This window comes from Pantoea sp. CFCC18177 (assembly GCF_059412425.1).
In genome coordinates, this window is record NZ_JBNBPL010000015.1 from 15838 (window position 1) to 30807 (window position 14970).

Sequence of the window (14970 nt, forward strand, 5' to 3'; positions counted from 1 at the left end):
AGCGGCATTATCCATTCACTGTAGTGCATAGAACAAAACAGCGCGGTGCAGCCGCCGCATAACAATCACGACGGGGAGACGATTATGACGAGTAAGCTCAAACCCACGCTGGGCACTCTGCATTTGTGGGGTATCGCGGTTGGTCTGGTAATTTCCGGGGAGTATTTTGGCTGGAGTTATGGCTGGGGCGTGGCGGGCACGCTGGGGTTTCTGATCACCACCGCGCTGATTGCCACCATGTACACCTGCTTCATTTTCAGCTTTACCGAGCTGACCACTGCTATCCCGCATGCCGGTGGTCCGTTTGCTTATAGCCGTCGCGCCTTTGGTGAAACCGGCGGTCTGATTGCCGGCCTGGCCACGTTAATTGAATTCGTGTTTGCCCCACCGGCCATCGCCATGGCCATCGGTGCGTATCTCAATGTGCAGTATCCCGACCTTAACCCGAAAACGGCGGCAGTTGGCGCTTATCTGGTGTTTATGACGCTGAATATCCTCGGAGTGAAGCTGGCCGCGATGTTTGAGCTGGTGGTTACGGTGCTGGCGGTGCTCGAACTGCTGGTGTTTATGGGCGTGGTTTCGCCAGGCTTCAGTATCGCGAACTTTGCGGCCAATGGCTGGGCAGGCAGCGATCATTTCGGTATGCCTGCACTCTCAGGCATCTTTGCCGCGATCCCGTTTGCCATCTGGTTCTTCCTCGCCATTGAAGGGGCTGCCATGGCCGCTGAAGAGGCGAAAGATCCGAAACGCACCATTCCAAAAGCCTACATCACCGGGATTTTGACGCTGGTGGTCCTGGCGATTGGTGTGATGCTGCTGGCCGGTGGCGCTGGCGACTGGCGCAAACTGTCGGATATCAATGATCCGCTGCCGCAGGCGATGAAGATGATCGTGGGCGAGCACTCAAACTGGATGCACATGCTGGTGTGGATTGGTTTGTTTGGTCTGGTCGCCAGCTTCCACGGCATTATTCTCGGCTATTCACGCCAGTTTTTTGCTCTGGCTCGCGCCGGCTATCTGCCGCCAGGCCTGGCGAAGTTGTCACGTTTCCAGACACCTCACCGCGCGATTATAGCGGGTGGCGTGATTGGCATCGCGGCGATCTACAGTGATGGGCTGATTAACCTGCAGGGTATGACACTGACTGCTGCGATGATCACCATGGCGGTGTTCGGGGCCATCGTGATGTACCTGATGAGCATGCTGAGCCTGTTTAAGCTGCGTCGCACGGCACCGGATATGGAACGTAGCTTCCGCGCACCAGGTTATCCCATTATCCCAGGTATCGCGCTGGTTCTGTCACTGGTGTGTTTGATTGCCATGCTGTGGTTCAACCCGGTGATCGGCGGGCTGTTCGTGGCGATTATGGTAGTGGGATATCTTTACTTCCTGGCCACGAAGACCCAGCGTGAGAACGCACCGCAGGATGCCATGTTGATGGGAGAGTAACTTTCTCCCTCACCCTAACCCTCTCCCACAAGCGGGAGAGGGGATTTATCCAGCACCGTTCACCTCTGTCATTTACCCTTGGCAGCCTTCTGCCGTGCGAGAGGACTGCGGCGAGGGCATTAGGCCTCACACTATCCCTTCAGCGGCCATAACCACGCCGCGCCGCGCACGCCGCTGGAATCACCATGAACCGCTTTCAACACTGGCGTTTCACATTCGCGACCAAATACCCACTGCTTCATCAGGGCAGGCACTGTCTGGTAAAGACGGTCGTTGTTGCTCATGCCGCCGCCCAGCACTATCACATCGGGATCGAGCAAATTCACCACCTGCGCCAGCGATTTCGCCAGTCGCATCTCGTAGCGGCTCATCGCCAGTTCTGCCACGGGATCCTGCTGCTCAATCAACTTAATGATCTCCGCCCCTTTCAAGGTTTTGCCACTCAAACGCTGATAATCGATAGCAAAGCCGGTGCCCGAAACAAAGGTCTCAATGCAGCCTTGTAAGCCGCAATAGCATGGCACTTCAGCCCGATGGCGTAGCTCGTCTTCGTCCATCCATGGCAGTGGATTATGGCCCCACTCGCCGGCGTTACCGTTGCCACCAATCCGCGACTCACCGCCAATTGCCACGCCCGCGCCGGACCCCGTTCCAATAATCACGGCAAACACCAGCGGCTGCCCTGCTCCAGCACCATCCACCGCTTCAGAAACCGCTAAACAATTCGCGTCGTTGGCAATGCGCACGTCACGATTCAGCGCCTGTGCCAAATCCTTGTCCAGCGGCTGACCATTCAGCCAGGTTGAGTTGGCATTTTTTACTCGCTGGGTATAGGGCGAGATCGTCCCCGGAATGCCGATGCCTACCGTGCCCTTTTCGCCGGTTTTCTCTTCTGCCAGCAGGACTAAATCGACAATCGCCTTTACGTTGGCTGCGTAGTCATCGCGCGGGGTATTGACGCGGTGGCGAAACAGCTCTTGCCCCTGATCAGAGAGCGCAATCACTTCAATCTTGGTACCGCCTAAATCAATCCCAATACGCACGATTTATTCCTCATTATTCGTTCAGGTGACAGATACAGTAGAAGGCTGAATCGGGAAAGGCAATGAAACCAATCCGATGTTTCGCTATCATGCGCGCTGACTTTGAGACTTGTGCGCCCGATCGCACCCACGGTAAGGAATCCCGATGTTGTGGTTTAAAAATATGATGGTTTATCGTCTGAATCGTGACATCCCGCTGTCCGCAGACGATCTGGAAAAACAGCTCGACGCCTTCACGTTTTCGCCGTGCGGCAGTCAGGATATGGCGAAAACCGGTTGGGTGTCGCCGATGGGCAACCGCGGTGAAGCGCTGACGCATGAAATCAACGGTCAGATTGTGATTTGCGCACGCACCGAGCAGAAGATTTTGCCCTCGCCGGTGGTAAAACAGGCGCTGGAAGCCAAGATCGACAAACTGGAAGCAGAACAGAGCCGCAAGCTGAAAAAAACCGAGAAAGACTCGCTGAAAGATGAAGTGCTGCATAGCCTGCTGCCACGTGCATTCAGCCGTTTTAGCCAGACTTTCATGTGGATCGATACCGTTAACAACCTGATCATCGTGGATTGCGCCAGCGCCAAAAAAGCAGAAGACACCTTAGCGCTGCTGCGCAAAAGCATCGGTTCACTGCCGGTAGTGCCGCTGACGCTGGAAAATCCGATTGAGTTGACGCTGACCGAATGGGTGCGCTCTGGCGAACTGCCAGCCGGTTTCGCCTTGATGGATGAAGCGGAGTTGAAAGCGATTCTGGAAGAAGGCGGCGTGATCCGCTGTAAAAAGCAGGATTTGATCTCCGATGAAATCGCCACCCATATTGAAGCCGGTAAAGTGGTCACCAAACTGGCGCTGGACTGGCAGGAGCGTATTCAACTGGTGATTGCGGACGATGCGTCCATTAAGCGTCTGAAGTTCAGCGACACGCTGCGTGAACAGAATGATGATATCGACCGCGATGACTTTGCGCAGCGCTTTGATGCCGATTTCATTCTGATGACCAGCGAACTGGCCGCGTTGATCAGTAATCTGGTAGAAGCGTTAGGCGGCGAAGCGAAGCGCTAACACTGGTCTGGAAAGTCATCTGCATTCCTGTTTAGGATTACAGATAACCGTTGTACTTGCGCTCAAACATTTACCCTAAATAATTCACGCTGCAGGAAGGCGGCAAGAGTGGGAATCCCCAGGAGCTTACTGAAGTAAGTGACTGGGGTGAGTACTCGTAGCCAACGCCCCTGCAGCGCGAAGTATGACGGGTAAATTAAAGGTAGCGGCACAAATAAGATGTCGGCTCTGCCACCTGCAGATGGAATTCGCTGTGGCCCGGCACGTTGAATACGGAGCCAGCTTCGTACCATTTCCACTCAGACTCACCTGGCAGCAGCACTTTCAGCGCGCCACTCACCACCGTCATCTCTTCCGGCTGTCCTGTACCGAAGGTGTACTCACCTTCAGCCATCACGCCAACGCTGGCACGGCCAATGGTTACGCTGTCGAAACCAATGGATTTTACTTTTCCGTCGAAATACTCACTTACGTTGAGCATGTTACTTCCTCACAGCACAATAGGGTGACAGGCAGATTACAAGGGAACTCGCTGATCTGTCACGCGAAAAAGCAGCGCAAATCACGAGTTGTGATCGGCCTCAGTCACAGGATCAATTCAGCCGCCAGCTTCGCCACCAGCACATTCGATAACAGGACCGGAATACCCAACATTTTCTGCAGGAAATCACGGTGCTTCTGGTGGTAGCCAATGCAGTCGAGCACCACCACATCAGCGCCCTGCTCTTGCAGCGATAAGCCCGCTTCAATCAGGTCATTCTGCTGCGCCAGATAGGGGCTGGCGACGGCAAAGCACGGCGCACTGTTCAGGTTACGCCACTTGCTGGCTTGCTCTGCAATCTGCTCTTCCACCGGTACCACAATACCGATCTTATGATCCTGCACAATGGCACTGACCAACGGCGGAATAATTCGGTCCGGCTCCAGTAACAGCGCTTTTTGCGTTTTCAGCGTGCCAAATTCACCGGTGCACAGCAGCAGGATGGTGTCGTAGCCCTGCTCTTCCAGCGCATTAATTTTACGCTGCAGTCCCTGCTCAACTTTCGGTCCCGACAGGCGCACTTGCTCGCCGCTGTTCATCCGTGAGACCAGCACCTTCTCAGCGGCATCCGGCGCATAGAACTGCTCCACTTCGGCCAATGTCAGGCCATCCAGTAAGCCAGCGTGAGCGACCTGCTCTGCGGGCAGATGATCCTGTAGCAGCGGCAGAATGTCGCTACGCGGGGATTGACCAATCGTTAAGGTAACCAGGGACTGTTTCATACTTAGGCCTTCCGCGAACGCAGGTGACTGAGACTACCATACAAAGATAGCAGCAACGCGTACTCTTGCTGATCATAGAACTGACAGGTTTCACGCCCGAACTCTTTCGCGACTTCCACGGCAAACTTCACCGTGGCAGCAATATCGACTTCGTGGCTGGCACCCGTACCACAACCCGGCACCACTGACTCGGCGCAGATCGCCACACCCACCACCGGCACATCGGTCGCGGTTGAGGGTTGCAGGATGCTGTTCAGGTGATACACACCGTTGCCGTATGGCGTGATGTCTTGGGTGGTGATCGGGAAGGTCACCGCAGGCTGGCCGCTGGTCATCTCCATAATGCGCAGCAGATCTTCTGACACGCGCAGGATGTAACCCTCTTTCACCGTCGGCGAAATCGCATAGCCTTTATGATTCAGGATGCGGTTACCTTTGGTGGTATCGATGGAGAGAATCGCGTCGACGCCGTCGATCACTTCGTTATCGTTCATGGTGATGTCGTCGCAAGGCGAATCCATGAAGTCCACTGGCTCATGCGGGCGCGTTGGGGCATCCGGACAGATGTGCGTCGTGATGATCACGTCACCCGCCAACACATCCCCTTTGGTTTGCATCTGCGCCAGCTTAAGTGCACTACTCACTGCAGCCACGGCACCATCGGCATCTGAGACCATACCAATACGCGTTGGACGCGCACCGATGCCGCCCAAACGACCGACAATACCTAACGTCGGCGCTGTGCCACCTTTGCTCTTGCCCTGCGCACCGGGAATATCGATGCGCACGAAATCGGTACGCCCTTTTGGACCGGTGACGCGTTTGAAGCTGGCGGTCACGCCTGGATAGCCGGCAAAGAGATCCACCACCTGCTGGCCATCCACATAGGCGCTGTCGAGTAACTCAAAAACCTGCAGTGTCTGCTGTAAACTCATATTGAATTCCCTGGGTTATTTCTTGGTGCTACTGGCAAAAAGTGAATGGAAGAAGCTATACAGCGCGTCGCCCGCAATAAACCCTGCGGCCATCACCTCCATCGGTGAACGTCCACGCTCGCCCCATACGCGAATGATCAGGATACGCAGTGCGATCCCCACCATCACCGCCCAACCCGCAGCGGCGTTATTGATTAACAAACCGGTGGCCAGCAAGACGCCCAACTGACGTTTCGGCCCACCGATAAACTGGATGATGGCACCCGGAATCGCCCACATCAGCAAGCTTCCCGCAATGCCTGGTTCTGCACCGGCCTGAATGGTTTTCGCATAGACACGCGCCACTGGCGGCAACAGGTTTTCGGCGAAGAACAGGTTGTGCGCGTACCACACCACCGGGATACAGATCACGAACGCAATCATGGCGGCGATCAGCTGAATGCGACGCCCCCACAGCTCTTGCTGCATGTCCGCACCGTTGCCGCGCAGGATAAACCCGGCTTTCAGGTCGTAACCCATATCCGCAAAGGCCGGCCCGGTGGCGGCAGTGAAACCACACAGTAAGCACAGCGCCAGCGGCGGGAAACCAAGCAAAATACCGAGAATCAGCGTAATCAGTGCAACGGCAAAGGCCGGGAACCAACCGGAGTGCATCGCAGCGATACCGACAATCAGCTCATGCACAAAGGCAGCAAACGCCGCGTAAACGATAAACAGTACCAGCATCGGCAGGCCCATCTGGCTCCACAACCCGCCCGCCAGCGCCAGCAGCGTTGAGATGACGATGTAACCCACGGTACCGAATCCGAGTGAACGCTTCACTTCGCTGTCGCTGCGGCTGACATTGAGCTGCTCGCTACGACGGCTGACAATCACCTGCACCACCTGGATCAGCGCCACCAAACCTGCGCCGACCATCATGCCGTGTGGGATATACAAGGCATTGATATCGATACCCGCAACCGGTTGCGCATAAGCGCGTAACAGGAAACCAATACCGAGCATGCTCAGAGCCCAGATGTTGCCGATAAAGGCGGTGCCAAAAGCAGACATTGGGATTTTCAGCATAGAGCCGGCGATACCGCCCACAATACCGACCACCAGCAACCACGCCTGACGACCACCCTTGTCGCCCGCTTTAATCGCTTCCGCCGCGGCAACGCCCGGTGGCCATGCATTACTGGCTGGGAACACGCGGGTATCAAACAGACGGTAAAGCAGATAAGCATCCAGCAGCATGGCCGCACTGACGCCAACAAACAGCGGCAGCACCAGCTGTGGCTCGCCCAACGCCCACGGCACTGCAATTGGCATTAACAGGCTGTTGGCGGCACCAAAGGTGGCTGAGGAGATAGCGGTTTGCGCCAGGTTCTGCACTTCGATCGAACGATAGCGACGGAACCATTGCAGAGGAATACGCGCCAGGAGCATGGCAAACAGCGCGCCGATAATAGAGGTATTGGGTGTCACCCCAATGGTGGTAATAAGTTGAACCCCGATGATGGCCCCCGCTACGGATAGCAGAACCAGCATTAAGCCCACGCCGAAACTTTTTATTGGATTATGTTGACGCATATTATCCCCGTATTTTCACCCTGTAGAAAACGCGAATACGTTTAATGCCCGTCACGCGGGACACTAACGTTTTTTATAAATCGTTCCCTGATTTTTGAAATAGGCAGGTCCGAAGACCTGCTATTTCCCTGGTGTGGCGCGAATAAACGCCTTTAAATCGAAAATAGTTAAGCGCCGTATTTTTCGGCCATCAAGGCAGCCGTTGTGCGCAGTTCGCTGAGCAGCGCTTCCGGATAACCCGGGGCCGCCTCTTGCGAAAGAAACGAGAGACAGAGCGCGGCACTTTCACCGCGATGTTTATTAGTGACCGCAACCGCTAACGAACTGATACCCGGCAGCGTCTCATTGCGCGCCAGTGCCCAGCCTTGCCGACGGATCACCGCTAATTCTTCACAGAGTGCATCAAGGTTGAGCGGAGAGTTCACCGAAGCGGCTTGCCAGTTATTGGCAAAACGCGCACGCACCTCTTCATCACTCAATTGCGCCAGCAGCACACGCCCGGTCGAGGTACCGGAAAGGGAAACGCGCGAGCCTGGCGGTGTCACTAACTGCGTGAAAAAACGACCGTGATACATGCGCATCACCAGTACATCATCACCATCCAACACCGAGATATATCCCATGCAGCCACTGCTGGCCGCGAGGCGTGCCATGGCGGCCGAAGCACTATCGACTAGCGGTGTCGATAAATAATGCCCAGCAACGGAGAGCAGCACACGACCAATCTGGAAACAGCGACTCTCTGGATCACGCTCAAGCAATCCTTCACTTTCCATGGTCGCCAGCAGGCGAGAAACCGTACTTTTCGGCAAAGCCAACGCCTCAACCACCTCGGTAAAGGTCAGGCCCGGATGGCCCTGCGTTACGCCAAAACGCTGGAACAGCTTAAGAACGGCGGCAGCATTTTCGAGTGTGGTCATGGCATTGGTTTCACTATGTGGAACTGAGTTCCTATATCAATACCCCGAAAGTAAATCGTGACGTTTGCAGGGTCAAGCGCAAATTTTGAACCGGCTAAAATAACGTCGATTTAACGCAGCATAAAATACGGCACACAAAGAAAATTAGGCGATGTTATCAGGCAGGATTTCACTATTTCAGCGTGGGATATAACTTTATGTCGGCTTATTAGGCTTTCTGTGGGAGTTGGAAATTAATATTTAATCACGGGGAGTCATTAATTGGCGTAAAGCTCGTAAGTTATGAATTCCGGCTGCTGCCTTTCACTTCAGTGCGGGCTCTGCCGCCACTACTGCCCCCTCTGGGCCGTCCTCGCGCCGCTAAAGCGGTACCTTCGACTTCCACGTCGTGCCGGACGGACCGTTCGCGGATGACCATCCATGGTCGGCCGCGAACTGCCCCACGCCTCCCCGCGTGGGGCTCCTGGCCCAACGTAAAAGTCTCAGCGCTGCGGATAACCCTGAGGGGGCAGCAGAGGCGTCATAGCCTCAGACAATGTGCCCTTTTTGACAAGTCGCACTGAAGCTAATGAGCAGGCTGGGGCCGCACCGGGGCTGGCATTCCGCAGCGCTGAGCTGAGCGAGTATGCCAGGAGAGCCCGCAGGACGCGGGCGAAAGGTGGCGCTGGAACATGGATGTTCCATCGGCACCGGTCCGTTAAGGCAGACGAGTGAAGTGAAGGTACCGCGTAGCGGCGCGAGGGCCGCCGGCCCCGGTGCGGCTCCAGACGGCGTTAGCGTCAGTCGCTTAACTGACAAGCATTAGCCACTCCATGGCGTGCCTGTGGTCATTAATCTTTGTCAGCATCTTCATAACGCGCTTTGGCATCCTGAGCTTCGGCTTGCGTTTTATGTTCACTGATTAATGAATCGGGTTTCGGATGGTCGGCACGCAACTCGTACCAAGTCACCGTGTTGCCTGCTGCGCCTTTTTCGACAACAACAATGCGCGCCTCTCGCGGATAGGGTGGTTTAGTTGGCATAGATTTCCCTCTAATGTCAGATTTCCACACGGACAGCGGCGATCCCCCTGTCTCTACTCAGTATAGACAATGGAGGATCACAGGAAAAAAGAGGGAGTTATCTGAAGGCGTTAGCTGGCGCGCGCGAGTGACAAAGATTGCAGAATCTGATCAACAACCTGATCGGGCGCCTGCATTGCGTTTACTTCATGGTGCGCGGTCTGGCGATAAAGATGTGCACGTTCACGTAGAATATCACTCATCTCTTCCGCAATCGGGCGGCCGGTGAGGGTCGGGCGCTGGCCCGCTTCGGGTTGACGCTCAAGACGCTCAGCAAGCACGGTGGAAGGCGCATTCAGCCAAATCACCTGACCATGCTCGCGCATATAGCGACGATTTGCCTCAGCCAGCACCATTCCGCCACCGGTGGCGATAACGGTACCCGGCGCTGTGACGGCATGCAGCGAGTCACTTTCACGTGCACGAAAGCTATCCCACCCTTCAGAGGCGACAATTTCCGCCACGGTGCGTTGCGTGGAGAGTTGCAGATGGTGATCGGTATCGCTAAAGGCATAGCCCAGCGCTTGCGACAACGCCTGGCCGATAGTGGTTTTACCGCAACCGCGTGCGCCGATCAGATAGATGGGTAATGACATCCGGGCTCATCCTCCGCCGTATTTCTGCCGCGCGGGCAAAGTCATCAGGTCAATATTGCGTCGCATGATACCTGGATTTTATTTTGTCAGCCACCCGCGAAGCACGAATTACGCGTGTTTACCGCCATCAATTTACTACCACTTTGAAATTGTTGAGGAAAATGATGCGCGATCCGTGCATCCCCGGATTTGTAAGTCCAGGCAACATTTCCTTACCAGGCCGTTGATTTACTTTCTGTCACGTTGCCCACATATAAGGGGGTACGAATCATTGGAGGTTCACACCATGCAAAATGAAGAACAGCAGTTAATCGAAAATCTGTTCAGCCGACTGAAACAGGCTGAAAACCAGAGTGGACCGCGCGATGCCGGTGCCGAGCAATTGATCAAACAGCATTTACAGAGCCAGCCTGGCGCGCCCTATTACATGTCGCAGGCCATTCTGATTCAGGAAGCCGCATTGAAAAAACTCAATGCGCAGGTGACGGATCTGGAAAACCGCTTGGCTCAGGCGCAACAGCAGCAAGCGCCGCAGCAGAGTAGCGGCGGTTTCTTGTCGAGCTTATTTGGTGGCGGTTCACGTTCGGCTGCGCCACAACAACAGCAGCAACCGGCGTGGAACAGTGCACCGCAGCAACCTCAGCAGCCATACGCTCAGCCACAGCAGCAATATGCCGCTCCGCCTGCGCGTGGGACAGGTTTCCTCGGTGGAGCCCTGCAAACTGCCGTTGGCGTGGCGGGGGGTGTGGTGATGGCGGATATGCTCACCAGCATGTTCCACCACTCTCAGCCGGAAGAAATTGTGAACATTATCAATGAGCCAGCGCTGCCACAGGTGGATAATAATCTCGATACCTTCAACGGTAACGACAGCAACAATGCCTTCCTGAATGACAACGCCAGCTGGGATAACAATAGCTTTGCGGATAATAACGACTTCAGTGATTTTGGCGGTGGCGATTACGACGACGATGACAGCTTTGTCTGATCAACGCTGACGTAGCCACTTATCCAGTTCATTCGCAAACAGTTGGCGGTCGCGTTGGTTTAATGCCGACGGGCCGCCGCTCTGCACGCCACTGGCGCGCATCGTTTCCATAAAATCACGCATGGTTAAGCGCTGACGAATGGTATCCGGTGAGTAGCGTTCACCGCGCGGATTCAACGCCGCTGCGCCCTTCTCCAGCACTTCGGCCGCCAGTGGAATATCCCCGGTGATCACCAACTCACCCGGCTGCACGCGTTTCACAATTTCATTGTCCGCCACATCAAAACCCGCTGCGACCTGCAGCGTCTTCAGCCAGGGCGATGGCGGCACGCGCAAAGGTTGATTCGCCACAAAAGTGATGGTGATGTTGGCGCGTTCTGCGGCCCGGTACAGCACTTCTTTGATGACGTTAGGGCAGGCATCGGCATCGACCCAAATTGACATGTCTTATCCTTTTTCTCAGGGAATTGCAGGCGATCTTGCCCTTCTACCGCAGAATGGCAAATGTTATTTACCTGGGTTGTTATTCCGCACGGCTGACGTAAGCTAACCGGCACGAGAAAATGAACCACTTAAAGGATAGAGCGATGCTGGAGAAGAAAATCGGGTTTATCGGCTGCGGCAATATGGCGAAAGCCATCATCAGCGGACTGGTTAACAGCGGGCTGATTGCCCCGGCTAATATCTGGGTGTTTGACCGTAAACCGGCCACCAACCAGGCAATGGCACAGCAATATGGCGTGACCGCCGCAGAGAGCGCGGAAAGCCTGGCGCGTGAGGCCGATATTCTGTTCGGCGCGGTCAAGCCTAATGTGATTCTCAAAGTCCTGAACGATCTCGCCAGCCTGTTAAAGAAAGATGTGCTGGTGGTGTCGATCGCCGCGGGCGTTACTCTGGATTCGCTGGCTGCCGTACTGGGCCACGATCGCAAGATCATCCGCGTGATGCCAAATACGCCGTCTTTGGTCAATGAAGGTATGACCTCGATAACGCCAAATGTGCTGGTGACATCGCAGGAAGTGGACGAAGTGGTGGGCATTTTTGAGAGCTTCGGCAAAGCTGCCGTGGTGAATGAATATCTGATTCACGCCGTAGTGGGCGTCAGCGGTTCTGCACCGGCCTACGTATTCATGTTTATTGAAGCTATGGCTGACGCAGCGGTGCTGGGCGGCATGCCACGCGCGCAAGCCTATCAGTTCGCGGCACAGGCGGTGAAAGGTTCTGCGCAGATGGTGCTGGAAACCGGCAAACACCCAGGCGAACTGAAAGACATGGTTTGCTCACCGGGCGGCACCACCATCGAAGCGGTAAAAGTGCTGGAAGAGCAAGGCTTCCGTGCGGCAGTGATCAACGCTATGCAGCAGTGCATGGCGAAGTCAGAGGCATTGAGCAAGCAATAATTCAATGAGGTGCGCATGAATGCGCACCTTACAAATGCAGTTTAGCCTTGACTGGCCTCGTACATTTCAATGCCTTGCGCCAGTGTCATTGGCTGTTGCATCGCTTCCACCAGTGATGCCGTCAGCGTATACATGCCCGCAGAGCACACCGCTGCAATGATTCCCTCGCGGCAATAGAAGGCGATAAAACGTTTCTCCTGTAATGATCCCAGCAAATGGTAGTCATCCCACTCTTGCGCATGCCCGAGATACTCGTAGCGCGTGCCGTAGTGTGCGGTCCAGAAGAAGGGCACGCGATCGAAAGCGATCTCTTTATCCAAGATATTCAGGGCGGCGATACGCCCCTGCTGTTGAGCTACGCGGTAGTGTTCAATGCGCTGCGGCCCTTGCGGCGTAGGGTAGGTAGCAATATCCCCAGCCACCCAAACATTGTCTGCGACGCGCAACTGATCATCAGCCAACAAGCTGCCGTCATCCTGAAGGCTGAGATCATGAATAAAGCCAGTCGCGGGATGCACACCGGTGGCGAATAACACCACATCTGCAGACACCGCTTTCCCGCCTTTCAACTGCACCGCACTCACACGCCCTTCACCACTCAGCGCTTTCGGCTCACCTTCAATAAATTTCACACCGTTACTCCGGTGGAGGTCGTAAAAATAACGCCCAATCTCTTCACCAAACGTCTTCGCGAAGGGCAACGAATGGCGGGCGATAACGGTGACATCGACATCCCGATTACGCAGCGCACCCGCCATCTCCATACCAATAAAACTATTGCCAATGATCACGGTGTGCTGTCCGTCATCCACTTCTTTCAACAATGCATCAGCCTGATTCAGCGAACGCAACACATGTACACCCTGCAACGCGTTACCAGGAACATTCAGCGGCTGAGGTGTCCCTCCACTGGCAATTAGCAGTTGATCAAAGTGAATTTTTTGCCCCTCTTCCAACAGCAGCGTATTTTTCTCCGTATTCAGTTCTGCCACATTGCCCTGAATACGATCCACTGTGCCCAACACGTCGGGTTTTAGCAGTTTGGGCACATCCTTGATCGCCATCTTACCCGAAGGCACAAACTTGCTCAGGGCTGTACGGTCATAAGGAGCGGAGGACTCTCGTTCCACTAACACAATACGCCCTTTGAAACCTTCATCCCGCAGCGTCCAGATAGCCGCGCTCCCTGCTGCCCCCGCGCCCAGAATCACACAGACCGGTGATTCACCCTGCGTTGTCGGTGCACTGGCTGGTGACATCGGTTGTGGGTTCACCAGCACTTTTCCCGCTTCGATACGTACCGGATAGCGCTTAAGATTGGCCAGCGCCAGTGGCTCACACATCTTGCCATCACCCAGTTGGAACGCCGCTTTGTGCCACGGGCATACTAATCTGTCCCCGCATATCGCTGCCTGCTCCAGCGGTGCGCCCGCATGTGGGCATTTTGCTTGCAACGCCTGCACCCGTTCCCCGTCGCGAACCAGGATGACATCGATATCGTTCACGGTGAATTTGGTCGGTTTACGCTGCGCAAGTGATTTGAGTTGCACGACAGATTGATAGCTCACCTTCAGCCTCCTGCGTTGTGATTGGATTGATGACTTTAAATCCCTACAAACAGTAAGCCTGGCAAACCGTGAGAATTTCGCTGGAAAAACAAAGCGTAACGGCGGACAAGCTGTTGTTTTTCACACAGTTAGCCGAAAAAATAAGTGCTGCCTGGGGTAGAGAGGGTATTAATTCCATCGTCATTGCAAAAAAAGGGTTCATGCAAAACATGAACCCCATGAAGGTGTGCAAGGATGATTACGATTTTTTCAGACAGGAACTCATATAAGTTTTACGCGCATCACCGCTGAGCTTTTTATCACCCGCTTCGGTGTTACAGGTTTTCATCTTCATTTGCTGCGGCGTCATACTGCCCATCTTGCTGTCTTTTTTCAGACAGTCGCTCATAAAGGATTTACGCGCATCCCCTTTTAAATCCTGAGAGGATGCATGCTGATTACACACCGTCATTTTATTTTGCTGCGCAGTTTTCTCTGCCGCACCCGCACTGCCCGCCAACAGCAGGCCTGCTGCCACCATTGCCAAAAGACACGATTTCATTGCCGGATTCTCCATAGAATTGTTGCCCATTAATCATGGCAGGAAATAAGCAAAGCAGAAAAAAATATATTCGCCGTCAAAGGTCGCTTTTTTAACACGCCGGTGGTTTGTACCATCGTGCAGCACTTTATAGAGAGAAATTAAATAAAAGATTTATACGCGGGGATGGTTCAGCAATTTTTCAACGTAATTGCGCAGCAGAGTGGTATCGGGCGTTTCTGCCGCGGGGGCAACAGGTGGCATCGCGCTGGCAATGCCGGCTGCAATCTCCTGAAACTGTTCAGGCTCCAGCTTGCGCAACATCGCTGTCAGCACAATTTCTAATGCCTCAACCTGGACCACTAATTCTTTAGACTCTTCTTCTTTTTCAGCCAGCTTCAGCAGAAGTTCCGCGATCAGGTTTTTCATGCGACGGGCTCAATAAGAGATGGAAAACAGACGTTAGCACTGAGGCGTTTAAAACAACAGGGATTTTTCAGTGTTTGAGGAAAATAAACAATAAGCGCAGCGCAATAAAAGAAACGTAATTTCAATATGTAACGGCGAAACGTTTCTCTCAACAAATAACGTGTTT

Annotated in this window: 16 protein-coding genes; 4 read left to right on the forward strand and 12 right to left on the reverse strand. The window is 54.4% G+C overall.

The genetic code is table 11. The annotated features are described in order from the left end of the window. Positions 1-84: 84 nt before the first annotated feature. On the forward strand, positions 85-1449 hold the full coding sequence (gene eat / locus ACPUC8_RS15830; RefSeq protein WP_039334289.1) for an ethanolamine permease: 1365 nt from the start codon (positions 85-87) through the stop codon (positions 1447-1449). A 131-nt stretch (positions 1450-1580) separates the two neighbouring features. On the opposite strand, the gene mak is transcribed toward eat, so the two are convergent. Beyond that, positions 1581-2492, reverse strand: a complete 912-nt coding sequence (gene mak / locus ACPUC8_RS15835; RefSeq protein ID WP_494926802.1) for a fructokinase — start codon at positions 2490-2492, stop codon at positions 1581-1583. A gap of 145 nt (positions 2493-2637) precedes the next feature. On the opposite strand from mak, the gene rdgC reads away from it, so the two are divergent. Further along, positions 2638-3549, forward strand: coding sequence for a recombination-associated protein RdgC (rdgC, locus tag ACPUC8_RS15840; RefSeq protein WP_039334294.1), 912 nt, complete (start codon positions 2638-2640; stop codon positions 3547-3549). Between the two features lie 196 nt (positions 3550-3745). Here rdgC and ppnP read toward each other — a convergent pair whose 3' ends face one another. The 7 genes from ppnP to aroL form a co-directional block, all read right to left on the reverse strand. Next, positions 3746-4030, reverse strand: coding sequence for a pyrimidine/purine nucleoside phosphorylase (gene ppnP, locus ACPUC8_RS15845; protein ID WP_021185889.1), 285 nt, complete (start codon positions 4028-4030; stop codon positions 3746-3748). Between the two features lie 104 nt (positions 4031-4134). Continuing rightward, positions 4135-4812: an AroM family protein gene (locus ACPUC8_RS15850; RefSeq protein ID WP_494926803.1), complete on the reverse strand. Its 678-nt coding sequence runs from the start codon at positions 4810-4812 to the stop codon at positions 4135-4137. Positions 4813-4814: 2 nt separating this feature from the next. Further along, a complete protein-coding gene (locus ACPUC8_RS15855; protein ID WP_283226885.1) occupies positions 4815-5747 on the reverse strand; it encodes a DUF1177 domain-containing protein in 933 nt (310 codons plus the stop codon). A 15-nt stretch (positions 5748-5762) separates the two neighbouring features. Next, entirely contained in the window at positions 5763-7322 is a 1560-nt protein-coding gene (locus ACPUC8_RS15860) for an OPT/YSL family transporter (RefSeq protein WP_039334302.1), read from the reverse strand. A 167-nt stretch (positions 7323-7489) separates the two neighbouring features. After that, positions 7490-8242: an IclR family transcriptional regulator gene (locus ACPUC8_RS15865; RefSeq protein ID WP_039334303.1), complete on the reverse strand. Its 753-nt coding sequence runs from the start codon at positions 8240-8242 to the stop codon at positions 7490-7492. Positions 8243-9072: 830 nt separating this feature from the next. Beyond that, the gene (locus tag ACPUC8_RS15870) at positions 9073-9264 is read right to left on the reverse strand and encodes a YaiA family protein (protein ID WP_039336029.1); all 192 of its coding nucleotides are present in this window, start codon (positions 9262-9264) and stop codon (positions 9073-9075) included. A 110-nt stretch (positions 9265-9374) separates the two neighbouring features. After that, the gene (gene aroL / locus ACPUC8_RS15875; RefSeq protein WP_039336027.1) at positions 9375-9899 is read right to left on the reverse strand and encodes a shikimate kinase AroL; all 525 of its coding nucleotides are present in this window, start codon (positions 9897-9899) and stop codon (positions 9375-9377) included. 286 nt (positions 9900-10185) lie between these two features. Between aroL and ACPUC8_RS15880 the strand changes: the two genes are divergently transcribed. Beyond that, positions 10186-10887, forward strand: a complete 702-nt coding sequence (locus tag ACPUC8_RS15880; protein ID WP_058973666.1) for a DUF2076 domain-containing protein — start codon at positions 10186-10188, stop codon at positions 10885-10887. Here the strand turns inward: ACPUC8_RS15880 and ACPUC8_RS15885 are convergent, their stop codons facing one another. Then, complete coding sequence (locus ACPUC8_RS15885) at positions 10888-11331, reverse strand: YaiI/YqxD family protein (RefSeq protein ID WP_494926804.1); 444 nt, start codon at positions 11329-11331, stop codon at positions 10888-10890. It abuts the gene before it with no gap. 143 nt (positions 11332-11474) lie between these two features. Between ACPUC8_RS15885 and proC the strand changes: the two genes are divergently transcribed. After that, a complete protein-coding gene (gene proC, locus ACPUC8_RS15890) occupies positions 11475-12287 on the forward strand; it encodes a pyrroline-5-carboxylate reductase (protein ID WP_039336021.1) in 813 nt (270 codons plus the stop codon). Between the two features lie 41 nt (positions 12288-12328). Here the strand turns inward: proC and ACPUC8_RS15895 are convergent, their stop codons facing one another. The 3 genes from ACPUC8_RS15895 to iraP form a co-directional block, all read right to left on the reverse strand. Further along, on the reverse strand, positions 12329-13855 hold the full coding sequence (locus ACPUC8_RS15895; RefSeq protein WP_494926805.1) for an FAD-dependent oxidoreductase: 1527 nt from the start codon (positions 13853-13855) through the stop codon (positions 12329-12331). 238 nt (positions 13856-14093) lie between these two features. After that, positions 14094-14396 carry a PsiF family protein gene (locus ACPUC8_RS15900; protein ID WP_039336014.1) on the reverse strand — a complete coding sequence of 101 codons (303 nt, stop codon included), beginning with the start codon at positions 14394-14396 and terminating at the stop codon, positions 14094-14096. 153 nt (positions 14397-14549) lie between these two features. Next, positions 14550-14804: an anti-adapter protein IraP gene (gene iraP / locus ACPUC8_RS15905; protein ID WP_039336012.1), complete on the reverse strand. Its 255-nt coding sequence runs from the start codon at positions 14802-14804 to the stop codon at positions 14550-14552. Between the last annotated feature and the right edge of the window lie 166 nt (positions 14805-14970).